We start from the raw sequence: 24730 nt of genomic DNA on the forward strand, positions 1-24730 counted from the left end.
CGAAGGTCAGGAGATGCCGACGGGTTCGCGCTCCGATGAGGTGCCGACGGCGAAGACCGGCTGGACGATCGGCTTCGCGACGGGAGGCGCGGCGTTGGCTGGCACCTCCACGTCGTCCGACTGCTTCACGCTCGGTGCGACGACGCGAACGCGACGAGTCGCCGTGCGGCCGTACGTGATGAACAGCGGGAGTCCGACGAAGAGAAGTCCTCCTACGAGGTTTCCGAAGACGGTGGGGATCTCGTTCCAGATCAGGTAGTCCATGATCGTGAAGTCCGCGCCGAGGAGCAGGCCGGAGGGGAACAGGAACATGTTCACGATCGAGTGCTCGAAGCCCATGTAGAAGAACAGCATGATGGGCAGCCACATGGCGAGGATCTTCGCCACGACGTTGTCCGACACCATCGACAGCACGACTCCCGTGGAGACCATCCAGTTGCAGAGCACGCCGCGGATGAACAGCGTCAGCATGCCGGCGGCGCCATGATCGGCGTACCCGACCGTGCGGCCGTGGCCGATATCGCTGATCGCCTCGCCGACCGCGCTGGGTGCGGTCGAGAATCCGTAGGTGAAGTACACCGCCATCAGGACCGCGACCATGAAGGCGCCACCGAAGTTCCCGAGGAACACGAGGCCCCAGTTGCGGAACATCGCACCGACCGTCGCACCGGGGCGCTTGTCGAGCACAGCCAGCGGTGTGAGCGTGAAGACGCCGGTGAGCAGATCGAAGCCGAAGAGGTAGAGGATGACGAAGCCGACGGGGAAGAGCACGGCGCCGAGAAGGGGCTGCCCGGTGTTCGTCGAGACGGTGACGGCGAATGCCGCGGCCATCGTGAGCAGCGCCGCACCCATGAAGGCGCGGATGATCGTGTCGCGGGCAGACAGCTGCATCTTGTAGGCGCCGGCGTCGACCATTCTGGTGACGAGTTCAGCGGGTTTGACGTAGGACACGGGCAACCTCCACGGACGTATCGGATGAGCACAGCGACTGGGCTTGGTGCCAGCGTGACTCACCGGCGTTACCGGCAGTGGCCTCGATCGTTACGACTGTGAAGCGAACCCCTCACATCAGCGGTGCCCGCGTGTGAGGTGCGCGCGTGTGAGGTGCCCGCTACTCGACGGCGGCGTCTGAGAACAGGTCGGCGAAGGGGTCCTCGATCGGACCGGGCGTGGAGGTCTCAGTCGGCTCGGGCTCCGGGGCGAACACGGAAGCGTGCACCGACTGGCTCGCGATGGCGCCGACCACGAGAAGCCCTCCGACGATGCCGGCGATCAGGTTGTCGCGCGTGCGCCGCCTGATCTGGCCGTCATGCCATGCCGTGCGAGCTGCGTACAGGCGTGCGCGCTCGGCTTCGGCACGTGAGCGCTGTGCGTTCTTCGGTCCGCGACCGGCCATGGACTCCTCCTTCGACGCCTCGCTGGGCGCCGTCTGCGAGCCTATCGTGGCGGGCTTTGTCGGTGTGTCGCATTAGCCTGGACGGATGACCTCCGCACCTCTGCTCTCGGGACAGACGCCGCTCGCCGTGCGCATGCGTCCCGTCTCGCTGGACGAGGTCGCCGGACAGCAGCACCTGCTTCGCGCCGGATCTCCGATCGTCGCACTGGCAGACCCCGAGGCGACGTCGCCCGGCGCGGTGTCGATCATCCTCTGGGGGCCTCCCGGCACGGGAAAGACCACGCTCGCGCAGGCCATCGCGCGTTCGTCCGGTCGCCGCTTCGTCGAGCTCTCGGCGATCACCGCCGGGGTCAAAGACGTGCGCGAGGTGATGCAGGAAGCGATCACGCAGCGCGATCTCTACGGGCAGACGACGATTCTCTTCCTCGATGAGATCCACCGATTCACGAAGGCGCAGCAAGACGCTCTGCTGCCTGGCGTGGAGAACGGCTGGGTCATCCTGATCGCTGCGACGACAGAGAACCCGTCGTTCTCGGTGATCTCACCGCTGTTGTCGCGGTCACTGCTGCTCACCCTGCAACCGCTCACCGACGACGACATCGCGCTGCTGGTCGATCGGGCGATCTCCGATGCGCGTGGGCTCAACGGTGCGGTATCGATCGAAGAGGCCGCACGGTCGGCGCTGGTGCGGCTGGCATCCGGCGACGCACGGCGCGCCCTCACCGGACTCGAGGCGGCCGCGGCCGTCGCCATGTCAGGCACGGCCGACGACGCTGAGCAACAGGCCAGCGTCATCACGGCAGACGACGTGGCGCAGGCCGTCGACCGCGCGCTGCTGCGCTACGACAGGCAGGGCGACGAGCACTACGACGTCATCAGCGCGTTCATCAAATCGATCCGCGGCTCGGATGTCGACGCGGCGCTGCACTATCTCGCCCGCATGATCGAAGCGGGGGAGGACCCTCGTTTCATCGCACGTCGTCTCGTGATCTCCGCATCCGAAGACATCGGACTCGCCGACCCTCAAGGGCTGGTCATCGCCACGGCGGCCGCAGATGCCGTGGCGTTCATCGGCATGCCTGAAGGCCGCATCCCGTTGGCGGAGGCGACCGTCTATCTCGCGACCACTGCGAAGTCGAACGCTGCGTATGACGGCATCAATGCAGCGATCGCCGACGTGCGCGCCGGCAGCTTCGGTCGCGTTCCCGCGCACCTGCGAGATGCGCACTATGCCGGCGCCAAGCGCCTCGGCCACGGCAGGGGCTACGTCTTCCCCCACGACAACGAGAACGGAATCGTGCCTCAGCAGTACCTGCCTGACGAACTCGTCGGCCGTCGTTACTACGAGCCCAAACAGCTCGGCGCCGAGCGCGATATCTCGGCCAGACTCGAACGCATCCGCCGTATCCTCGGCGGTCGCTGACCTTCGCCGGCTGCCCCCGTCGGGGGTGCGGATCGTGATCTGTTAGACTTGAGCGGCTCGAAACACAGTTTTCGGGCATCCCCTCGTTCACACCCCACCTTCTCGGCGCCCCGGCGTGCGCTCGAAGGCAGAACGGCGGAGATACGTCCGTGAGGCGTGAAAGACACGTCCACGTCATCGGAAGGAAAACTTCGTGGTTACGAAGTCCCAGGACCGCCGCAAGGTCCGCCTGTCCCGCGCCCTCGGCGTGGCACTCACCCCGAAGGCCGCCCGTTACCTCGAGAAGCGTCCCTACGCTCCGGGTGAGCACGGCCGCACGAAGCGCAAGACCGACAGCGACTACGCCGTCCGTCTGCGTGAGAAGCAGCGTCTGCGCGAGCAGTACGGCATCCGCGAGAAGCAGATGCGCAACACGTTCAACGAGGCTCGTCGTCACGACGGCCTGACCGGTGAGAACCTGGTCGAGCTGCTCGAGATGCGTCTCGACGCCCTCGTGCTGCGTTCGGGCTTCGCCCGCACCACCGCACAGGCTCGTCAGCTCGTCGTGCACCGTCACATCCTCGTCGACGGTCAGCTCGTCGACCGCCCGTCGTTCCGTGTGAAGCCGGGTCAGCTCATCCACGTCAAGGCCAAGAGCGAGGGCACCGAGCCCTTCCAGGTGGCAGCAGCCGGCGGACACGCCGAAGTGCTTCCTCCCGTTCCCGGCTACCTCGAGGTCGAGCTCGACAAGCTCCAGGCACGTCTGCTTCGTCGTCCGAAGCGCGCCGAGGTCCCCGTGACCTGTGAAGTGCAGCTCGTCGTCGAGTACTACGCGGCTCGCTGATTCAGCGAACAGTACCTGCAGGAGGCGTCGGGGTTATCCCGACGCCTCCTGTCGTTTCCGCATACGATGGAGAGACCGCGCCTCGCGGTCCAAGGCAAGGATGACGAGATGAAGACGTTCCTGTGGTTCCTGATCGGTGTGATCGGCGGATTCGTCGCCGCCCACTTCATGAACAAGGATCCTCGCGGTCACGACATCCTCGCCGAGGTCGACGCCAGGATCAACGGGTTCACAACCGTTCTCAGCGACGCCTACCGAGCGCAGGAGGCTCGCCTGGTCGAACCAGGCGACCACTGATCACAAGCACACAGCACCGCGGTCGTCGCGGTGCTCATCCTCCTCACTCAAGGACAGCCGTACCCCTATGAAAACTGCGGACATCGCGCAGCGCTACCTCAGCTACTTCGAGAAGAACGGTCACACAGTGGTGCCCTCGGCATCGCTGGTGAGCGACGATCCGACGGTGATGTTCAACATCGCCGGAATGGTGCCGTTCGTCCCGTATCTCACCGGGCTCGTGCCTGCGCCTTTCGCGCGCGCGACCGATCTGCAGAAGTGCATCCGCACCAGCGACATCGAAGAGGTCGGCAAGACCGTGCGTCACGGCACCTTCTTCCAGATGCTCGGCAACTGGTCGTTCGGCGACTATTTCAAGGAGGGAGCGATCACCTACGCGTGGGAGCTCCTGACCACGAGTGAGGCCGATGGCGGTCTGGGTTTCGCCGAGAAGGACTTCTGGGTCACCGTCTACGAGACCGACGACGAGGCTGCGGACATCTGGCGGCGCGTGATCGGACTGCCGGAGGAGCGCATTCAGCGACTCGGACGTGCCGACAACTACTGGCACACCGGACAGCCCGGCCCCGGTGGCCCCGACTCGGAGATCTTCTTCGATCGAGGCGCGGAATTCGGCCGCGAAGGCGGCCCCGCCGCGGACGACAACCGGTACATGGAGCTGTGGAACCTCGTCTTCATGCAGGACCTCCTCAGCGAGGTCCGGTCGCAAGTCGATTTCGACATCGCCGGTCCGCTGCCGAAGAAGAACATCGACACCGGTATGGGCCTGGAGCGCGTCGCCTTCCTCAAGCAGGGCGTGGCGAACATGTACGAGACCGATCAGATTCGTCCTGTGCTCGACCGCGCCGTAGAACTGTCAGGCAAGCGCTACGGCGCCGTCCACGACGACGACGTCCGCTTCCGGGTCATCGCAGATCACGTGCGGTCCTCTCTCATGCTGCTTTCCGACGGCGTGAAGCCGTCGAACGAAGGCCGCGGCTATGTGCTGCGTCGCCTCATGCGCCGCACCGTCCGCGCCATGCGGCTGCTCGGTGTCGACGCCCCCGTCTTCCCCGAGCTGTTCGCGGCCTCCCGCGACGCGATGAAGTCCGCCTACCCGGTTCTCGAGGCCGACTGGACTCGACTTTCCGGCCTTGCCGTCGCCGAGGAGGAGACGTTCCTCCGCACGCTCGCTCAGGGCTCGACGATCCTCGACCTCGCACTCGCTGACACCAAGAAGGCCGGCAAGCAGACTCTCGCCGGTCCTGAGGCGTTCCTCCTGCACGACACCTACGGGTTCCCGATCGATCTCACGCTCGAGATCGCCGAGGAAGCGGGCCTCAATGTCGATCGCACGGCGTTCGACTCTCTGATGCAGGAGCAGCGCACACGCGCGAAAGCCGATGCGAAGAGCCGCAAGCGTCAGCTCGCCGACATGTCCGTCTATCGCGACTTCCGCGCCCTCGGCGAGACCGGATTCGCCGGCTACACCGATCTCGACATCGAGTCGCGGGTGCTCGGCATCCTGGTGGACGGCCAGCCCGTGGCATCCGCCGGCGAGGGTCAGGTGGCCGAGATCATCCTCGCCGAGACGACGCTGTACGCCGAGTCGGGTGGGCAGGTCGCCGACAAGGGCACGATCGTGGGCGCCGGATTCGAACTCGATGTGCTCGATGTGCAGAAGCCGGTCGCCGGCCTCATCAGTCACACGGTGCAGGTCGTCAGCGGCAGCGTCGCCCTGGACGATCGTGCGACGACCGTCGTGGACGCAGCGAACCGCCGCGCCGCCCGTCAGGCCCACTCCGCGACGCACCTCGTGCACGCCGCGCTGCGTGACACGCTCGGCCCGACCGCGACACAAGCGGGATCGCTCAACCGCGCGGGCTACATGCGCTTCGACTTCTCGTGGTCGCAGGCCCTCTCTGCCGACGCGCGCACTGAGATCGAGGAGATCACCAACCGCGCCGTGCAGGAGGCGCTCGAGGTGACGACGCGCATCGTGTCGCTCGATGAGGCCAAGGAAGCCGGAGCCATGGCACTGTTCGGTGAGAAGTACGGTGATGTCGTGCGGATGGTGGACATCGGCGGACCGTGGTCGCGGGAGCTCTGTGCGGGGACGCACGTGAACACCAGCGCGGAGATCGGGCTGGTGAGCGTCGTCGGAGAGTCCTCCGTCGGTGCCTCCAACCGCCGAATCGAGGCGCTGGTCGGTCAGGACGCATTCCGAGAGCTCGCCGCGGAGCGCGCGATCGTCTCTCAGCTCACGAGCGCCCTCAAGACTCCTCGGGAGCAGCTTCCCGAGCGGATCGCCGAGATCGCAGCGAACCTCAAGACGGCGGAGAAGCGCATCGCCCAGTTCGAGGCGAAGCAGCGTGAGGGGCAGGTTCCCGCTATCGCTGAGGCGGCAGAACGCGTCGGTGCGTACCGCGTCGCGGCGATGTCGCTCGGCGAGGTCGCCTCTGCCGATGACGTGCGCGGCCTCGCTCTCAGCGTGCGTGAGCGGCTCGGCTCTGATGCAGCGGTCGTCGCCCTCGGCGGCATTGCCGCCGGACGACCGATCGTCGTGGTCACCACCAACGATGCTGCACGCTCGGCGGGCGCGAAAGCCGGTGCGCTCGCGAAGCGTGCCGCCGGTGTGCTCGGCGGCGGCGGCGGAGGTCGTGATGATGTCGCTCAGGGCGGTGGCACTGATGCGTCCGCACTCGGTGCTGCGCTCGAGGCCGTGACGCAGGAGCTGCGCGGCGCGTGAGTGGATTTCGCCGCGGTGTGCGGCTCGGCATCGACGTCGGCAAGGCGCGGGTGGGCGTGGCTCGCTGCGACCCCGACGGCATGCTTGCCGTTCCGGTCGAGACGGTGCCGCGATCGGAGAACTCGCTTGCGCGCATCGCAGAGATCGCCGCGGAGTACGAACCGCTGGAATTCGTCGTCGGCCTTCCGGTCAACATGCGGGGTGAAGACACGCCTTCGACAGCGGATGCCCGCGAGTTCGCGGCGACGCTCCAGCAGCTCACAGGGGTACCTGTGCGCATGATGGACGAGCGGCTCAGCACTGTCACGGCGCATGCCGCATTGCGTTCTTCTGGCAGAACTCAGCGAAACTCTCGTAGCATTGTCGATCAGGTCGCAGCAGTGGTGCTTCTGCAGCACGCGATCGACACGGAGAAGAGCACCGGCAACCCGGCCGGGTCCGTGGTCCCAACGGACGAGGAGCCCACTTGAGCATGCCCGAACGTGAGAGTCCAGAACGCGGGTCGAACTCGCTTTCCGACGACCTGTTCTCGAAGCTTCCCGCACCTGGGCACCAGGTTCCCGCCGTCGACTCGACGCCGCCGGCGCCCGGTTCACGCCGCGCGCTGCGCGAAGCTGCCAGGTCCGAGGGGGCCCAGCCTCGAACGGCACAGCCTCAGGCGGCAGAGCGTGCGGCAGCAGAGCCCCATACAGCACAGCCTCATACGCCACAGGCCGGTGAAGCCGCGGAGCCGGACGCAGACATGACGGACGCTGCGGCGGCTACCGAGGGCGCGACCGCCGCGGAGCCGGCATCTGCTTCCTCGTCGGGGCCGGCATCGCTGGACGATCTGTTCGCAGCGGAGCACGACGACTCTGACGGAAGGGCGCCTCGCAAGAAGAAGCGCCGCACCGGCTGCCTCGTCGCACTCATCATCGTTCTTGCCCTGATCGGCGGAGCTGTCGCCGGTGGGTTCTGGGTCATGAACACCTATGGCGACAAGATCAACGAGGTCATGGGCTGGGGAGAGCCGGCAGACTACGAACCCGGTATCGCCTCAGGTGAGGCGCTCGTCACGATCCGCGAGGGCGACACCGGCGCGCCTGTGTCCACGACGCTCTATGAGGCCGGAGTGACCAAGACCGAGGAAGTCTTCTACGACTACCTCGTCAACGAGAACATCGCGGTGACCTTCTACCCCGGCGTGTACAAGCTGCAGCAGAAGATGACCGCCGAGGACGCCCTCGCTGCGCTGCAGGACGACGCGAACAAGATGGAGAACTCCGTCGGCATTCCCGAGGGCGGCACCCTCGAGTCCTCGCTTCCGCTCATCACGGAGGGCATCGGCATTCCTCTGGAAGATCTTCAGGCTGCGGTCGCCGATCCCGCTGCGTACGGTGTGACGGCGCAGAGCCTCGAAGGCTGGCTGTTCCCCGCCGTCTACACGTTCGATCCGGAGGCCACAGCCACGCAGGTGATCCAGCGGATGGTCGACCGCACTCGGGAATCCCTGACCGCGGCGGGAGTGCCTGCCGGCGATGAGCAGCGGATTCTCACGATCGCGTCGATCATCCAGCGCGAGGGTCGCACAGACGACTTCGCCAAAGTGTCGCGTGTCATCCAGAACCGTCTGGACGACGGAATGATGCTGCAGATGGACTCGACCGCGCAGTACGGCTACGGCGAGCTTCATGCCGGTGTGGTGAGCACCTCCACCGAGGCTCAGAACGACGACAACCCGTGGAACACCTACGTCCACACCGGGCTGCCGGTCGGTCCGATCGCGAACCCGAACGACGCCGCCATCGATGCAGCGATGCATCCCGCGGACGGACCGTGGTTCTACTTCGTCACGATCAACCTCCAGACCGGCGAGACGGTGTTCTCCACAACTTACGACGAACATCAAGCAGCCATCGAGACATGGCAAGAATGGTGCCGCGAGAACCCCGACCAGGGATGCTGAATCGATGAGCGCCCGTCATCTGGCGGTGTGGGGCGATCCGATCGCTCACAGCAAATCGCCCGCCCTGCATTCTGCCGCCATCCGTGTTCTCGGTCTGGAATGGGAGTACGGACGCCGGCAGGTGAACGCTGACGGCTTCGCGGCGGCGATCGACGATCTGGATCACTCGTGGCGAGGGTTGTCCCTCACGATGCCCCTCAAGGAGGTGGCGTTCCGCGCGGCGGTTCGGCACGACCGTCACGCCGAATTGACCGGTGCTGTGAACACCCTGCTTCTGGAGCCCGAGTCGGCCGGATTCAACACGGATGTCGGCGGCATCATCGATGCGTTCGCCGAACATGAGGTCCGCAGCGTCGTTCGCGCACGCATACTCGGAGCGGGGGCGACCGCGGCATCGGCTTTGGTGGCTGCCGTAGAGATGGGAGCGCAGCGCATCGACGTGCGCGCGCGCCGGCCGGAACGTGCGATCCCGTTGCGCGCGCTGGGGGAGCGACTCGGAGTCGAGGTCAGTGTCAGCGAATTCGCCGCCAAGATCGACCAGGTCGATGTCACGGTCGCCACGCTTCCCGGCGGCGCTGTGCTGGACGGTTCCGCCGCGTTCGCTGCCGGAGGCGGCACCCTGCTGGATGTCGCGTATGCACCGTGGCCATCCGCACTGGCTGCCGCATGGCCGAGCGGCCAGGTCATCCCTGGCGTCGCGATGCTGCTGCACCAGGCTGTGCGGCAGGTGCGCGTGTTCGTCCACGGCAGTCCGTTGCACGAGCTCGAAGATGAAGCGGGCGTCCTGGCCGCCATGCGCACCGCGCTGATGGTCTCGACGCAGCCATGACGCGATCTCCGCGACACGCGGAGAAAACAAGGTCCTCGCTCATGGGAGACTGGAGCAATGCTCCGCGTGCTCACGGCCGGCGAATCGCACGGCCCCGAACTCATTGCCGTCATGGAAGGGCTGCCGTCCGGCGTCCCGATCTCGTCTGAGGCGATCCAGAAGGATCTCGCTCGCCGCAAGCTCGGCTATGGACGCGGATCGCGCATGAAGTTCGAGCAGGACGAACTCACGATCTCCGGTGGCGTGCGCCACGGCCGCTCCCTCGGCAGCCCTGTCGCACTGCGCATCGGCAACACCGAGTGGCCGAAGTGGATCGAGGTCATGAATCCCGAGCCAGTCGAGATCACCGACAAGTCCCGTGGCCGTTCCGCACCTCTGACCCGTCCGCGTCCAGGGCACGCTGATCTCGTCGGTATGCAGAAGTACGACTTCGACGAAGCGCGCCCGATCCTCGAACGCGCGAGTGCGCGCGAGACGGCAGCACGTGTCGCGCTCGGCGCCGTCGCACGCTCGTTCCTCGGCGAACTCGGCATCCGCCTCGTCAGCCACACGCTCTCCATCGGACCGGTGCGCGTACCCGACGGCACTGCGTTGCCGACGCCCGACGACGTCGACGCACTCGACGCCGATCCGCTGAGGTGCTTCGACGCCGACACCTCGGCGGCGATGGTCGCAGAGGTCGACGACGCGCGCAAGGACGGCGACACCCTCGGCGGCATCGTCGAAGTGCTCGCGTACGGCCTTCCCCCGGGGCTCGGCTCGCACGTGCACTGGGACCGCCGTCTGGACGCGCGCCTCGCCCAGGCGCTCATGAGCATCCAGGCCATCAAGGGCGTCGAGGTGGGCGACGGGTTCGAGACCACGCGCCGACGGGGCTCCGCCGCGCACGACGAGCTCTTCTCCGCCGAAGCGGGCATCACCCGCGGATCCGACCGTGCTGGCGGCACCGAGGGTGGCATGTCCACCGGCACCGTGCTGCGCGTGCGCGCCGGAATGAAGCCGATCGCGACCGTCCCGCACTCCCTGCGCACCATCGACGTCGCCACAGGCGACGCGGCGACAGCACACCACCAGCGCTCCGACGTGTGCGCTGTTCCCGCAGCAGGCGTGGTCGCCGAGGCGATGGTCGCCGTCGAGCTCGCGAACGCCGTGCTGGAGAAGTTCGGCGGCGACAGCATCCGTGAGACGGCCCGCAACGTGCAGAGCTATCTCGACGCGATCCCGGCCGAGCTGCGCACCGCGCCCGCCTCGGAGGCGGCGCTGATCGCCCACGATGAGCACGCCTGAGCAGCTGACGCTCGTCCTCGTCGGGCCCATGGGTGCGGGCAAGACCAGCGTCGGTCGACAGGTCGCCAAGCGCCTCGGTGTCGGGTTCATCGACACCGACAAGCGGATCGCCGCCGAACACGGCCCGATTCCGGGCGTCTTCGAGAAGTTCGGCGAATCGCACTTCCGCGCACTCGAGCAGGCGGCGGTGGCTACGGCACTCAGCGAAGGGGGAGTGATCTCCCTCGGCGGCGGTGCTGTGAGCTCCGCGGAGACGCGAGAACTGCTGCGGCAGTATCCGGTCGTCTTCCTCGCAGTGACGCCCGAGGCAGTCGCCGACCGCATCCGCAGCGGCGGGCGTCCGCTGCTGGCGGGGGACGAGGACCCGCTGCAACGCTGGACCCAGATCTACGAGCAGCGCCGCGGCTGGTACGAGGACGTCGCGGATGCGATATTCGACACCTCTCGCCGGCCGATGCAGCGCATCGCCGAAGAGATCGCAGCATGGAGGAGAGAACAGGCATGAGCACGACCACGATCAGCGTGACAGGGCAGGCGTCCTACGACATCACGGTCGGACGCGGGATCCTCGACCGGGTGTCCGCTGCCCTCGATCCAGCGGTGCGGAAGATCCTCGTGGTGCATCCGCCGACCCTCGCCGCGCGTGCGGCAGAGCTGCGCGACCGTCTTCTCGCCGACACGGCAGAGGGGCCCCGTGAAGTGCTGCTGGCAGAGGTTCCTGACGCCGAGCAGGGCAAGCGCATCGAGGTCGCGGCGTTCTGCTGGCAGATCATGGGTCAGTCCGACTTCACGCGCACGGACGCCGTCGTCGGGTACGGCGGCGGCGCAGTGACCGATCTCGCAGGCTTCGTCGCCGCCACCTGGCTGCGTGGCGTGCAGGTCGTGCATGTCCCGACGACCGTGCTGGGTCTCGTCGATGCGTCGGTCGGTGGCAAGACCGGTGTCAACACCGCCGAGGGCAAGAACCTCGTGGGCGCCTTCTGGGCACCGCGCGCCGTCATCGGCGACCTCGACGAGCTGGGCAGTCTCAGCCCGCACGAGGCCACGGCAGGTTTCGCAGAGGTCGTGAAGGCCGGATTCATCTGGTCGCCCGAGATCCTCGACATCATCGAGGCCGACCCTGCCCGTGCCATCGACACGACGACGGATGAGTTCCGACGCACGATCGAACTCGCGATCGACATGAAGGCACGGGTCGTTTCCGAGGACTTCCGCGAGGCCGGTCAGCGCGAGATCCTCAACTACGGCCACACGCTCGGTCACGCCATCGAGCACGCCGAGCGGTATCGCTGGCGCCATGGTGCCGCGATCTCGGTCGGGATGCTGTTCGCCGCAGAGATCTCGCGGCTCGCCGGACGCCTCTCGGATGAGGCCGCCGACCGCCACCGCACGGTGCTGGAAACTCTCGGGCTGCCGACAAGCTACCGCGCAGGGGCATGGCCGCAGTTGCTCGCGACGATGCAGCGCGACAAGAAGAGCCGTGGCGGGATGCTGCGATTCATCGTGCTCGACGACATCGCCAAGCCCACCGTTCTGCGGGCCCCGGATGAGTCGCTGCTGTTCGCCGCCTATCAGGAGGTGGGCGCATGACGTTCGCAGTGCGGCGCGTGCGCGCGAACGAATGGGAGCGGGTGCGGGACCTGCGCCTCGATGCCGTCCGCGACCCGGCTGCGGCGATCGCGTTCCTACACTCCTTCGAGGAGGAATCCGCGCACGACGATGAGTTCTGGCAGCAGCGCGCCACCGGCGCCGCATCCGGCGACGCTGTGTCGCAGTTCATCGCGGAAGCAGACGGCGAGTGGATCGGCACACTGTCCGTGCTGCGGCATCTCGCAGGCTCGATCGACCATCACGGGCGCCCCGTCACCTCGGCGCGCGGCGATGTGGTCGGCGTCTTCATCCGACCGGAGCACCGCGGTCGGGGGATCATCGAGACGCTGTTCGATGCAGCAGCTCAGTGGGCAGCTTCGATGGGGGATGCGGAACTCACGCTCGAAGTGCATGCCGACAACGCCCGCGCGCAGGCCGCTTACCGACGCTCCGGTTTCTCGGACACCGGAGCACGGTTCATCGCGTCGATCGGTCCCGAGATCGAGATGGCGCGTCCGATCACCGACGGCGATAGGGTGCAGGCGTGACTGCACACCGCCGCATCCTCCTCGTCAACGGCCCGAACCTCAATCTGCTCGGCACCCGTGAACCCGACCTGTACGGCTCCGCGACGTTGGCCGACGTCGAGCGGATCACCGCCGACGCCGCAGCGTCGGCCGGCTTCGAGGTGCGCAGCATCCAGAGCAATCACGAAGGTGTGCTGATCGACGCGATCCATGCCGCACGCGAGGACTGCGTCGGCATCGTGATCAATCCGGGCGGACTCACTCACACCTCCGTCGCACTGCGTGACGCGCTCACAGGGGTCGCTCTGCCGTTCGCCGAGGTTCACGTCACCGACGTGCATGCGCGAGAGGAGTTCCGGCACTTCTCCTACCTCCAGGACGTCGCCGCAGTCCGCGTGATCGGGGAAGGTGTGGACGGCTACGCGAACGCGGTTCGTCAGCTCACCGCGCTCATCCCGTAGAATCGACTGTCGGCCGCACTCATCGAACCCGAAACGGCTCGAACCCGAAACGGCGAAGACCGGCCCCTCACCAACGGAAACGGAACTCTCAGCGCATGGCATCCACCGCAGACATCAAGAACGGCGTCGTCCTCAGCATCGACGGACAGCTCTGGAACGTCATCGAGTTCCAGCATGTGAAGCCCGGCAAGGGCGGCGCATTCGTCCGCACGAAGCTGAAGAACGTCGTCTCGGGTAAGACCGTGGACCGCACATACAACGCCGGCGCGAAGATCGAGATCGAGAACGTCGACCGCCGCGACTTCACGTACCTGTACGCCGACGGCGACGGGTTCGTGTTCATGGACACGACAGACTACGACCAGATCACGGTGGGAGCCGCCACCGTCGGCGACGCCAAGAACTTCCTGCTGGAGAACCAGCAGGTCACGATCGCGCTCAACAACGGCAACCCGCTCTACATCGACCTTCCCGCATCGGTCATCCTCGAGGTGACCTACACCGAACCAGGTCTGCAGGGCGACCGCTCGTCGGCAGGCACGAAGCCGGCGACTGTGGAGACCGGGTACGAGATGCAGGTGCCGCTGTTCATCGAGGCCGGGACGAAGATCAAGGTCGACACCCGCACCGGCGACTACCTCGGTCGCGAGAAGTAAGGCGTGGGCGCTCGGACGAAGGCGCGCAAGCGCGCACTCGACATCCTCTTCTCCTCGGACGTCCGTGGAGAAGACCTTGCGGTCACTCTGGCCGCAGAAGCGAAGCGTGCTGTCAGCGAACCGGCCCGCGAGGCCTCCTGGCTGTATGCGCGCGAGATCGTCGACGGCATCGTCGATCACCGCGATGAGATCGACGAGCACATCGTCACGCACAGCCGTGACTGGAAGATCGAGCGTATGCCGACGGTCGACCGCGCTCTGCTGCGGATCGGCGTGTGGGAGATCCTGCACAATGACGAGGTTCCGACCGCGGTCGCGATAGACGAGGCCGTCGAGCTCGCCAAGGAGTTCTCCACGGACGATTCCGGTGCATTCGTGCACGGCGTGCTCGCCAGGGTGGCCCGCGCCAGCTGACGCACCCCGTGCGGCAGGTGTGCGGGCATGTGCGCGCCGCAGTGTCGGTGCACGCTGAGAGGATGCCGGTATGCCAGCGCCGTACATCGATCCCGCTGTCATCCGCGGTCTCACCGACGAGGGAGGCTACAGCCGGGGCGTCTCATATCAGCGCTCCGGCATGGTCACCCGGACGTCGTGGGATGACGCGGAACGCGTGCTCACGTCGGTGGTTGCCGGTTCGGTCGAGCATGCGTACCGCTGCACCATCCGGTTCTCCGCCGCCGGGATCACCGCGACGATCGCTTCGACGTCGTGCAGCTGCCCAGTTCCTCAGGTCTGCAAGCATGTCGTCGCGACCCTCCTGGTCAACAATGACGATGCCGTGCTGACAGACGCTGTCGCGCCGCACCGCCCGGCGCCACCGGCATGGCGGATGCTCGTGCCGTCTGCGGGCGCGGATGCGCCGACTCCGATCGCGCTGGGCGTCGAACTGCGCCAGCGAGAGCGCAGCGCGTCGCATCACTGGTCGCCGCGCGCTGTCCGCCCCGTCACGCCGCGGGATCTCGCCAAGGGTACGGGAGAGCTGCTGCTCGGAATCCGCCCGCTCATGCGCAGCGCAGCGACCGGAGCATGGATCCAGGGAGATGTGTCCTGGGACTCGGTGCGCCGCTCGGCCGGGCTGTTCGGCCGTGAGCGGGTGCGGTGGTTCGCCGATCTGCTCAGCCTGTCGCGGGACTCTCTGCTGTCCGGCACAGCGGGGGACTGGCTCTCGATGGATCTGATCGAGTCTTCACTGCTGTGGGGGCATCTGCGTCAGGGCAGCGACCTCGGCATCGAGTTGAGATCGACCCAGAAGAGCACGACCGTCGTTCTCGGCGATGAAGCCGTGGTGTCGGCGGAGTTCACGAGAGTGGATGACGGATCGCTCAGCATCACCGCCGAGATCATCGTGGACGGGCGCCCGGTTCCCGCGGCATCGGTGCGAGCCGTCGGCCGCTCAGGGATCTACGCGGCCGAGTCCATCGGCAGTCGTATCGCTCTGACGCTGGCCGAAGTCGAGCTCAGCGACCCCGTGCATGCTCTGCTCAAGGCACAGGGCGCGATCGTCGTCTCGAAATCCGACGAGGCGGCCTTCCTGCGTGAGGCGTATCCGGCACTTGCGCGACATGCGCCGATCCGCACCGTCGGGGCGGTGAAGCTGCCGGCCGTTCCACTGCCGCAGCCGACGCTCGTCGTGACGTTCCGCACCGGCGACACCATCGACTACGTGTTCGAGTGGACGTACCGGGGCTACGGACGATTCCCGCTCTCACCGACGGCGGATGGCGTGCGTGACAACGGCGCAGAACGGGAGCGCCAGAGCGAACTCGAGCAGCTCTGGCGACAGCTCTCCGACTCTGTCTTCGCGGCATCGGACACTCTTCACGATGTCGACGCAGCGGAATTCGTCGCCCACGTCGTGCCCGCATTCCAGGAGCACGGGGTGAGCGTCGTCGAGATCGGCACGCGCAAGGACTACCAGGAACTCACCGGCATCCCGCAGATCACGGTGTCGACCGTCGAGAGCACCGACTCGGACTGGTTCGATCTCGGAGTCCTCGTGAAGATCGACGGGCGCACGATCCCGTTCACCCCTCTGTTCACCGCGATGACCAAAGGCAGACGCAAGCTGCTGCTCGTCGATGGCAGTTATCTGTCTCTGAGCCATCCAGCGCTCGACCGGCTCCGTGAGCTCATCGACGAGGCTTCGGAACTGCAGGAGTGGGAGACCGGCCCTCGCATCAGCCGCTACCAGATCGACCTCTGGGAGGAATTCGAAGACCTCGCGGACGAGGCGCTTCCCGCTGTGAGCTGGCGTGCCACGGCGGAGGGTCTTCGTCAGGCCACCGAGGTGCCTGTCACACCACTGCCGGTGGGGCTCAAGGCCGAGTTGCGGCCCTATCAGAAGGCCGGATTCGATTGGCTCGCCTTTCTGTGGGCACATCGCCTGGGCGGTATCCTCGCCGATGACATGGGGCTGGGAAAGACCATCCAGCTGCTCTCCCTCGTCCTGCACGCCAAAGAGGCGGGCGAGACGCGCCCGTTCCTCGTCGTCGCGCCGACCTCCGTGCTCGGTTCCTGGCAGAGCGAGGCCGCGCGCTTCGCGCCGGGACTGCGTGTGCGCGTGATCGACAGCAGCAGCGTCAAGCGCGACGCGATGACGGATGCCGCGCAGAACGCGGATCTCGTGATCACCTCGTACACGCTTGTCCGCCTCGACGAGAAAGAGTTCGCAGAGACCAGATGGGCAGGGCTCATCCTCGACGAGGCGCAGTTCGTGAAGAATCCCCAGACGAAGCAGCACCGCGCCGTCGCCGCGCTGAACGCCGACGTCGTCTACGCGGTGAGCGGCACCCCGATGGAGAACAGCCTCACCGACCTCTGGGCACTTCTGAAGCTCGCGGCTCCCGGCCTGTTCGCATCCGCCAGGAAGTTCGGTGAGGACTACGTGCAGCCCATCGAGAAGGGCAAGGTCCCTGAGAACGAGGAGGGCGGCGAGTACCGGCAGCGGCGTCTGGAGCGGCTGCGACGTCGCATCCGTCCGCTCATGCTCCGACGCACCAAGCAACTGGTGGCCGCAGACCTCCCGGAGAAGCAGGAGCAGCACCTGCACATCGAGCTCAGCACCGCGCACCGGATGCTGTACGACACAGTGCTCCAGCGCGAGCGGCAGAAGGTGCTCGGGCTCTTGCACGACCTCGACCGCAACCGCTTCATCGTGTTCCGTTCGCTCACGATGCTGCGGCTGCTGAGTCTTTCGCCGGGGCTGGTCGACCCTTCCGACGCGAAAATCGGATCACGCAAGCTGGATGCGCTGCTCGAACATGTGCAGGAGCTGCAGGCGGAGGGTCATCGGGCGCTCGTGTTCAGTCAATTCACCTCGTTCCTGCGGGAGGCCGCGGCTCGACTCGATCAGGCGGGGATCGCGTACGCGTATCTGGACGGCTCGACGACGCAGCGCCCTCAGATCATCGAAGGATTCAGGGCGGGGGAGCAGCCCGTGTTCCTGATCAGTCTGAAGGCGGGCGGATTCGGACTCACTCTCACCGAGGCCGACTACGTCTTCCTGCTCGATCCTTGGTGGAATCCGGCGGCGGAGGCGCAGGCCGTGGACCGCACCCATCGCATAGGACAGCAGAACCCCGTGATGGTGTACCGGATGATCTCGTCTGGCACGATCGAGGAGAAAGTGCTGGCGCTCCAAGAGCGGAAAGCGCGCCTGTTCACGGCAGTCATGGACGACGAGGAGATGTTCGCCCAGTCGCTCACCGCCGAGGACATCCGCGGACTGTTCGAGAGCTGAGCGCGCGACGTCCGCGCGTGTTTCGTGCGCGTGACGCAGACCTCACTGACGCCGATCGCGCGTGTGACTCAGAAGTGACCGGCCGTTAACGCACGCCGCGGTCGGCCGAAACACCACGCTCCTACGGTCGATCTCGTACCGTCCGGGATTCTCGGACCCGCTCGTCGCAGGGAGTGCAGCAATGGTCGCATCCGCCGTCGCAACATCACAGGACCAGCCCACGCTCGTGCTGTCTCGCAGGCCGGGGCGGTGGATCGACGGCTTCGACCCCGAGAACGGCGGATTCTGGCGCGCCGAGGGTCGGGCGATCGCGCGACGTAACCTCGGCTGGTCGATCTTCGCGGAGTTCCTCGGCTTCATCGTCTGGCAGCTGTGGAGCGTCGTCGTCGTGCTGCTGCCGGCAGCGGGCTTCGCATTCTCGAGCGCGGAGATCTTCTGGTTGTTGTCCGTGCCGAGTCTCGTCGGTGCGACACTGCGCTTCCCCTATACCTTCATGGTCCCGCGCTTCGGTGGACGCAACTGGACGATCGTCTCCGCCCTCCTGCTCCTCATCCCTGCGACGCTGCTGGCAGTCGCGGTCGGTGACCCTGACACGCCGTTCTGGCTGATGCTGGTCATCGCGGGCCTCGCAGGCTTCGGCGGGGGCAACTTCGCCAGCTCCATGGCGAACATCACGTACTTCTTCCCCCAGCGGGAGAAGGGGTGGGCACTCGGCCTCAACGCCGCAGGCGGCAACCTCGGCACGTCGGTGGCGCAGTTCTTCGTCCCGGTCGTGGTCTCCATCGGTGCGGGTGTGGGTCTCGGTCTGCCTGTCGCGGGGTGGATGTGGGTACCGCTCATCATGTTCGCGGCATGGGGCGCGTGGCGGTACATGGACAATCTGTCCTCGGCCAAGGCCGACTTCGCAGGGTCGGCAGCGGCGTTGAGGGAACCGCACCTGTGGCTGCTTTCGCTGCTGTACATCGGCACCTTCGGATCGTTCATCGGATTCTCCAGCGTCTTCCCCAAGCTGATCGTCGATGAGTTTCCGGAGTTCTCAGGTCTGCATGTCGGCGCTGCCGTCGTGTCTCTGGCATTCCTGGGCGCACTCGTCGGCTCTGTGTTCCGACCGCTGGGCGGGCGTCTCGCCGACCGCTTCGGCGGAGCGCGGGTGACGATCGCAGCCTTCGCAGTGATGGCGGTCGGCGCGTTCGGCATCCTCGGGGTGCTCGCACTCGAGCAGTTCTGGCTCTTCCTCGTCTGCTTCCTGGTCCTGTTCGCCGCCACCGGAGTCGGGAACGGCTCGACCTACCGGATGATCCCCATCGTCTTCTCGGCCAGGGCGGTCGCGCGACGAGAAGGTGACGCGGCGATGGTGGCGCGTCGTGCTGCAGCAGCACTCGGGCTGATCGCCGGGCTCGGGGCGTACGGCGGCTTCGTCGTGCCCCAGGTGTTGAACGCGTCGCAGCTCGCCTCGGGCGGGTACCAGGCGGCGTTCGTCGGGTTCGGCATCGCTTACCTCGTGCTCCTGAGCATCACCGTCGTCGCCTACGGTGTGCCTCGTGCGTCCCTCGACGGACGGCGGATCTGAGCGTGTCGGACCGCGCGCCACGACTCCGGGTCGTCATCGTCGGCTTCGGCCCCGTCGGTGCGCGGCTGTGCGAAGAGCTGCTTCCTGCCGTGCGGAGCGGCCTCATCGAACTCACCGTCGTCGGCGCCGAGGAGGATGCGCCGTACAACCGTGTGCTCGTGGCCGAGATGGCGGTTGAGCGAGCGGATGCGGCGAGCATCACCCTGCACGATCCGCAGGCGAGCGTCGACGCAGGAGTGCGTGTGCAGCTGGGTACCAGGGTCATCGGCATCGACAGGGTGAGCAGGGCCGTGGAGCTGTCGACCGGAGAGAGCGTGCCATTCGACCGGCTGGTGCTGGCAACGGGCGCGCGCGCGAACGTGCCCACTCTCGCGGGCATCGATCGACCGGCCTTCGACCTGTCGGCACTGTCCCGATCGGGATCCGACGCCATCGCGGCCGACCCGGTACTGCCGGCGGGCGTCACGGTGCTCCGAGACCTCGCAGATGCGGAGCGCGTCCGTGCCGCCGTGGGCGAGCGGTCGCGGATCATCGTTCTCGGTGCGGGCGTGCTCGGTCTCGAACTCGCTCTTCTGGCGGCGGGAGCCGGAGCCGAGGTCAGCGTCGTGCATCACGGACCGACTCCTATGCCGCGCAGCCTCGATCGAGGATCCGGCATCGTGCTCGCGCGTGCACTGCGCGCCGGCGGCGTGACGGTCTACGCCCACAGCAGGGCCGAGGCTGTCGCTTTCCGAGCGGACGATGGCAGGACGCGCACTTTCGATGCACTGGTCACGGCCGACGGCAACTACGTCCGGGGCGATCTGCTGGTGCTGTCGTGCGGCGTCGGCGCGCGAGCAGAACTCGCCACGCTGGCGGGGTTGCGCACCGCTGCGGGCATCGTCGTGGACGCGCAGCTGCGTTCCTGGACCGACGAGCACATCTTCGCGATAGGCGACTGCGCGCACATCGTGGAACGCACGGCAGAAGCGGAGAGCATGTCGCGCCTGCCTGGGGCGCCGTCCGGACTCATCGGTCCCGGATGGCGGCAGGCCGAGTGGCTCGGACGCGAGCTCACTGCTGAGGCCTCCGGGATCACTCTGTCCGCGGCCGCGCCGACGGAGCGGGACCCGGTCGTCATGCTGAAGGCCGACGAGATCGACGTCACGGCAGTGGGCGACGTCGATGTGGATGTCTGGGATTCGCCGCTGCCTGACGAGCCGACACCGCACCGGCATGTCGCCGAATGGGCAGACCCCCAGCACGGCCGCTATCTCAAGCTGGTGACCAGAGACGGCATCCTCGAGGCCTTCGCCTGCGTCGGGATGCCGCGCACCGGCGCCGAACTCACGCTGCTGTACGACCGCCGCGGTGAACTGCCCGCCGATCGTTCACTGCTGCTGAGACTGGAGGGAGCGGATGACGGTGCGATCGCGAGTGCCGATGCCTTCGCCCCTACGGCGACGGTCTGCTGGTGCAACGGAGTCACCGTTCAGCGCATCGAGGACTCGGTGGCCGCGGGCAGCGGCACAGTGGCGTGCCTCGGTCAAGACACCCGAGCCGGCACAGGATGCGGAGGATGCAAGCCGCGTCTCGCAGAGCTGATCGACAGGTTCGCGTCGGCCGGGGAAGCCGCGCCCGCATGAGCGTCGGCACCCACACCCATTGTCCGTACTGCGCGCTGCAGTGCGCGATGACTCTCACTCCGAGAGCAACTGATGCCGCGCTCGACGATCCGTCGCTGACGGTCGCAGGCCGCCCTTTCCCGACCAACCGCGGAGGCCTGTGCAAGAAGGGCTGGACCTCGTCGACTCTGCTGGACTCAGGCGACCGTCTCCACTCGCCCCTCGTTCGGGACACGCACGGCGAGCTGGTGCCCGTGGAGTGGTCTACGGCGCTCGATGTTCTCGCGCAGCGCATCCGCGTGATTCAGGACGCGTCGGGGCCGGACAGCATCGGCGTGTTCGGGGGAGGAGGACTCACCAACGAGAAGGCCTATCAGCTGGGCAAGTTCGCGCGTGTCGCACTGGGAACCTCGCGCATCGACTACAACGGACGTTTCTGCATGTCGTCCGCCGCAGCGGCGGCGAACCGCGCGTTCGGGATGGATCGTGGACTGCCGTTCCCACTCACTGATCTGGATTCGGCGAAGACCGTCCTGATGCTGGGGTCGAATGTCGCAGAGACCATGCCCCCGTTCCTCTCGCACCTCGCCGGCGTCCGCGAGGCCGGCGGCCTCATCGTCGTCGACCCACGCCGAAGCACGACGGCGCGGTTGACCGAAGAAGGGCAGGGGGTGCACCTCGCGCCCGCCCCTGGCACAGACTTGGAACTGCTGCTCGGTCTCACGCACATCGTGATCTCGGAGCGACTGTTCGATGCCGTAGGGGTCGAGGAGCGCACCAGGGGATTCGACGAGCTTCGACACAGCGTGGCCGCATGGTGGCCGGCCCGAGTGCAGCAGGTGACAGGAGTGCCCGTCCGAGCGTTGCGAGACGTGGCGCGGCGTCTGTCGTCAGGGGCGGAGACTTTCATCCTGACCGGCCGCGGCATCGAACAGCACACCAACGGCACTGACACCGCGACCGCAGCGATAAACCTCGCGCTGATTCTCGGCCTGCCGACGAGGCGGGGCAGCGGCTACGGCACGCTCACCGGGCAGGGCAACGGTCAGGGTGGTCGCGAGCACGGTCAGAAATGCGACCAGTTGCCCGGCTACCGCAAGATCACCGATCCTGCCGCACGCGCGCACGTCGCCGAGGTGTGGGGCGTTCGGGCCGACGATCTGCCGGGGCCCGGCCTGCCGGCCGTGCAGCTGATCGCCTCCATCGACGAGCCGGACGGAATCCGGGCATTGCTGGTGCACGGATCCAATCCCGTCGTCTCTGCGCCGGATGCGGGTGCGGTGCGAAAGCGCCTCGGCCGGCTGCAACTGCTCGTCGTCTGCGACTTCTTCCTCTCCGAGACTGCGGCCGTGGCGGACATCGTGCTGCCGGTGACGCAATGGGCTGAGGAGGAGGGCACGATGACGAACCTCGAGGGGCGGGTGATCCGACGCAGGCGCGCGGCCGCTCCTCCCGAGGGCGTCCGCAGTGAGCTGTGGATCCTGTCCGAACTCGCTCGTCGGCTGGACGCCCCCGGTCACTTCGACGTCGAGCCCGCGCTGGTGTTCGACGAACTGGCGCGCGCGTCGGCCGGCGGTGTCGCCGACTACTCCGGACTCAGCCATGCCCTGCTGGACGACGGTCGTGAGGCGTACTGGCCGTATCCGAGCGGAAGCGACGGCACGCCCCGACCGCTTCTGGACGGGTACCGGCACACTGACGGTCGAGCCCGCATCGTGCCGGTCTCCGCCGGCGCCCGCGCAGACGACGCGCCGACCGGAGGGGAACTCACGCTCATCACCGGGCGGCTGCTCGAGCACTACCAATCCGGTGCGCAGACGCGAAGGGTGCCGGAGCTGATGGCCGCGCGCAGCGTGCTCGAGCTGACGATGCATCCGTCCACCGCCGCCGATCGCGGGCTCCGCGACGGGGACTCCGCCACGGTTGAGAACAGTCGCGGCAGAGTCATGGCGAGGGTCGCGACGACAGCGGCCATCCGTCCTGACACGGTGTTCCTCCCTTTTCACTTCGCCGACGCGCACAGCGCCAATCTGCTGACGACCGACGCCACCGATCCGGTGTCCGCCATGCCGGAGTTCAAGAGGGCGGTCGTGCGCGTCCGGGCGTCGACTGCCCGCTGACCCATCGATCCGAGAATGTGTCGTCGCCGCCGGGCCTGGGCCTGCGTTCAGAGGGCCCCGGGTACAATCGTGAGGTCATCTCAGAAGGAGCGCAATGCGGATCACGGGTCTCGGCCACGCCGGTATGTTCATCGAAACGGTCGGCGGAAACATCATCTGCGACCCGGTGCTCGGCCCGTCGTTCTACGGCTCCTGGTTCCCGTTCCCCGACAACCGCGGCCTCGACTGGGAGAAGCTCGGTCGCGAGGCCGACTTCCTCTACATATCGCACCGCCACCGCGATCACTTCGACAAGGCGCTCCTGCAGCGCTACATCCGCAAGGACATCGAGGTGCTGCTCCCGGACTATCCCATCGACGATCTCGAGAAGGACATCCGTGCGCTCGGCTACGACAACATCACCTACGCCCCGGCCGGAGAGGTCATCGAACGCGGCGAGTTGAAGATCATGATCACGCCGCTGCGAGCCCCGAGCGACGGCCCGATCGGCGATTCATCGCTCAGCGTCGACGATGGCACGGCATCCGTGCTGAATCAGAACGACTCGCATCCGCTGGATCTCGAGAAGCTCCTGAGCTTCGGGAAGCCAGACGCATACTTCACGCAGACCTCCGGCGCGATCTGGTGGCCGATGGTCTACGACCTGCCGCACGATGCCAAGCAGAACTTCGCGCGTCTCAAGCGCGACGCGCAGAACAAGCGCGCGATGTTCTACATCGAGAAAGTCGATGCCCCGCACGTGTTCCCGATGGCGGGACCCCCGATGTTCCTGCGCGACGAGCTGTTCAAGTACAACGGTTTCGGCCAGGATGACGACTCGATCTTCACGGATCAGAAGCAGTTCCTCGCGCACCTCAAGGAGCAGGCTCCGCAGTACGACGGCCAGCTGTTCGTGCCGGGCACCGTCGTCGAGCTGGATCATGCCGACATGACGATCACCCAGACGCTGTACACGGATGCCGAGATCGCCCACATCTTCGACGAGAAGTGGGAGTACCTCGAGTCGCAGCGCGCGAGCCGCCAGCAGGAGATCCGCGATGAGGAGGCCTCGCGTGCGGAAGTAATCCCGCCGGAGGAGATGCTCTCCACGCTCAAGGAATGGTGGGAGCCGCTGCTGAAGAAGTCGCGCACCATCCGCCTCGGCGTCGGAGGATGCGTGCGGTTCCGGATCGGCGATCTCGACATGGTGGTCGACTTCCCGCGGGCCAAGGTCCGCGAGTATGCGGGGGAGGAGTGCATCTACTGGTACACGATCCCCGCGGATCTGGTCTCCACGAACATCCGCGACCGTGAGATCGACTGGTCGAACTCGATCTTCCTCTCCATGCAGTTCCATGTGGGCCGAAGCGGGAAGTTCAACGAGTTCCTCACGACATTCCTCAAGTGCCTCTCGGTCGATCGGATCGAGTACGTCGAGAACTGGTACTCCGAGCAGACGGATCAGACCGAGGACACCGAGATCGGTGACTGGGTCGTGCAGCGCCGCTGCCCGCACCTGCGGGCCGACCTCACCAAGACCGGCAAGGTCGATGAGGACGGGGTCCTCACGTGCAGCATGCACGACTGGAAGTGGGATCTGAAGACCGGACGCTGCCTGAGCACCACCGGCCACCCGATCCGGGCCGCGAAGGTCGACGAGGTCACCGACGATGCGCTGCGTCTGGGCGTCTGACGCCGCACGCTAGACTGATTCCTGCAAGCAACCTTTAACACCGTCCAGAGAGGCGGAGAAGGG

21 protein-coding genes are annotated in these 24730 nt (G+C 66.7%); 19 read left to right on the top strand and 2 right to left on the bottom strand.

Annotated features, from left to right (window positions below):
• Positions 1–6: 6 nt before the first annotated feature.
• Together ACP7AR_RS04260 and ACP7AR_RS04265 are read right to left on the bottom strand one after the other, a co-directional pair.
• On the bottom strand, positions 7–951 hold the full coding sequence (locus ACP7AR_RS04260; RefSeq protein ID WP_426183113.1) for a formate/nitrite transporter family protein: 945 nt from the start codon (positions 949–951) through the stop codon (positions 7–9).
• Positions 952–1111: 160 nt separating this feature from the next.
• Positions 1112–1396 carry a hypothetical protein gene (locus ACP7AR_RS04265; protein WP_426183115.1) on the bottom strand — a complete coding sequence of 95 codons (285 nt, stop codon included), beginning with the start codon at positions 1394–1396 and terminating at the stop codon, positions 1112–1114.
• 85 nt (positions 1397–1481) lie between these two features.
• Between ACP7AR_RS04265 and ACP7AR_RS04270 the strand changes: the two genes are divergently transcribed.
• From ACP7AR_RS04270 to ACP7AR_RS04360, 19 genes are all read left to right on the top strand, one after another.
• A complete protein-coding gene (locus ACP7AR_RS04270; RefSeq protein WP_426183117.1) occupies positions 1482–2819 on the top strand; it encodes a replication-associated recombination protein A in 1338 nt (445 codons plus the stop codon).
• A gap of 193 nt (positions 2820–3012) precedes the next feature.
• Entirely contained in the window at positions 3013–3642 is a 630-nt protein-coding gene (rpsD, locus tag ACP7AR_RS04275) for a 30S ribosomal protein S4 (RefSeq protein WP_426183119.1), read from the top strand.
• Positions 3643–3750: 108 nt separating this feature from the next.
• On the top strand, positions 3751–3939 hold the full coding sequence (locus ACP7AR_RS04280; RefSeq protein ID WP_426183121.1) for a hypothetical protein: 189 nt from the start codon (positions 3751–3753) through the stop codon (positions 3937–3939).
• Positions 3940–4006: 67 nt separating this feature from the next.
• Positions 4007–6667, top strand: coding sequence for an alanine--tRNA ligase (alaS, locus tag ACP7AR_RS04285; RefSeq protein ID WP_426183123.1), 2661 nt, complete (start codon positions 4007–4009; stop codon positions 6665–6667).
• Positions 6664–7137: a Holliday junction resolvase RuvX gene (ruvX, locus tag ACP7AR_RS04290; protein WP_426183125.1), complete on the top strand. Its 474-nt coding sequence runs from the start codon at positions 6664–6666 to the stop codon at positions 7135–7137. The genes alaS and ruvX overlap by 4 nt, the downstream gene beginning before the upstream one ends.
• A 2-nt stretch (positions 7138–7139) precedes the next feature.
• Entirely contained in the window at positions 7140–8612 is a 1473-nt protein-coding gene (gene mltG, locus ACP7AR_RS04295; RefSeq protein ID WP_426187626.1) for an endolytic transglycosylase MltG, read from the top strand.
• A gap of 4 nt (positions 8613–8616) precedes the next feature.
• Positions 8617–9441: a shikimate dehydrogenase family protein gene (locus tag ACP7AR_RS04300; protein ID WP_426183127.1), complete on the top strand. Its 825-nt coding sequence runs from the start codon at positions 8617–8619 to the stop codon at positions 9439–9441.
• Between the two features lie 57 nt (positions 9442–9498).
• Complete coding sequence (gene aroC, locus ACP7AR_RS04305) at positions 9499–10728, top strand: chorismate synthase (RefSeq protein ID WP_426183129.1); 1230 nt, start codon at positions 9499–9501, stop codon at positions 10726–10728.
• A complete protein-coding gene (locus ACP7AR_RS04310) occupies positions 10715–11233 on the top strand; it encodes a shikimate kinase (RefSeq protein ID WP_426183131.1) in 519 nt (172 codons plus the stop codon). The genes aroC and ACP7AR_RS04310 overlap by 14 nt, the downstream gene beginning before the upstream one ends.
• A complete protein-coding gene (gene aroB / locus ACP7AR_RS04315; protein WP_426183133.1) occupies positions 11230–12318 on the top strand; it encodes a 3-dehydroquinate synthase in 1089 nt (362 codons plus the stop codon). Before ACP7AR_RS04310 ends, aroB begins: the two co-directional genes overlap by 4 nt.
• A complete protein-coding gene (locus ACP7AR_RS04320; RefSeq protein WP_426183135.1) occupies positions 12315–12866 on the top strand; it encodes a GNAT family N-acetyltransferase in 552 nt (183 codons plus the stop codon). The genes aroB and ACP7AR_RS04320 overlap by 4 nt, the downstream gene beginning before the upstream one ends.
• Positions 12863–13306 carry a type II 3-dehydroquinate dehydratase gene (gene aroQ, locus ACP7AR_RS04325; protein ID WP_426183137.1) on the top strand — a complete coding sequence of 148 codons (444 nt, stop codon included), beginning with the start codon at positions 12863–12865 and terminating at the stop codon, positions 13304–13306. Before ACP7AR_RS04320 ends, aroQ begins: the two co-directional genes overlap by 4 nt.
• Before the next feature lie 95 nt (positions 13307–13401).
• On the top strand, positions 13402–13962 hold the full coding sequence (gene efp, locus ACP7AR_RS04330; RefSeq protein ID WP_426183139.1) for an elongation factor P: 561 nt from the start codon (positions 13402–13404) through the stop codon (positions 13960–13962).
• Positions 13963–13965: 3 nt separating this feature from the next.
• Positions 13966–14376: a transcription antitermination factor NusB gene (gene nusB / locus ACP7AR_RS04335; protein WP_426183141.1), complete on the top strand. Its 411-nt coding sequence runs from the start codon at positions 13966–13968 to the stop codon at positions 14374–14376.
• 70 nt (positions 14377–14446) lie between these two features.
• Positions 14447–17701 (top strand): SNF2-related protein, encoded by a 3255-nt coding sequence (locus ACP7AR_RS04340; protein WP_426183143.1) that lies wholly within the window; start codon positions 14447–14449, stop codon positions 17699–17701.
• 181 nt (positions 17702–17882) lie between these two features.
• Complete coding sequence (locus tag ACP7AR_RS04345; protein ID WP_426183145.1) at positions 17883–19271, top strand: MFS transporter; 1389 nt, start codon at positions 17883–17885, stop codon at positions 19269–19271.
• A 2-nt stretch (positions 19272–19273) separates the two neighbouring features.
• Positions 19274–20896: an FAD-dependent oxidoreductase gene (locus tag ACP7AR_RS04350; protein ID WP_426183147.1), complete on the top strand. Its 1623-nt coding sequence runs from the start codon at positions 19274–19276 to the stop codon at positions 20894–20896.
• Complete coding sequence (locus tag ACP7AR_RS04355; RefSeq protein WP_426183148.1) at positions 20893–22995, top strand: molybdopterin oxidoreductase family protein; 2103 nt, start codon at positions 20893–20895, stop codon at positions 22993–22995. Before ACP7AR_RS04350 ends, ACP7AR_RS04355 begins: the two co-directional genes overlap by 4 nt.
• 94 nt (positions 22996–23089) lie before the next feature.
• Positions 23090–24667, top strand: coding sequence for a Rieske 2Fe-2S domain-containing protein (locus ACP7AR_RS04360; protein WP_426183149.1), 1578 nt, complete (start codon positions 23090–23092; stop codon positions 24665–24667).
• Positions 24668–24730: the final 63 nt, after the last annotated feature.

Source organism: Microbacterium sp. TWP3-1-2b2 (genome assembly GCF_049896145.1).
Lineage (GTDB): Bacteria > Actinomycetota > Actinomycetes > Actinomycetales > Microbacteriaceae > Microbacterium.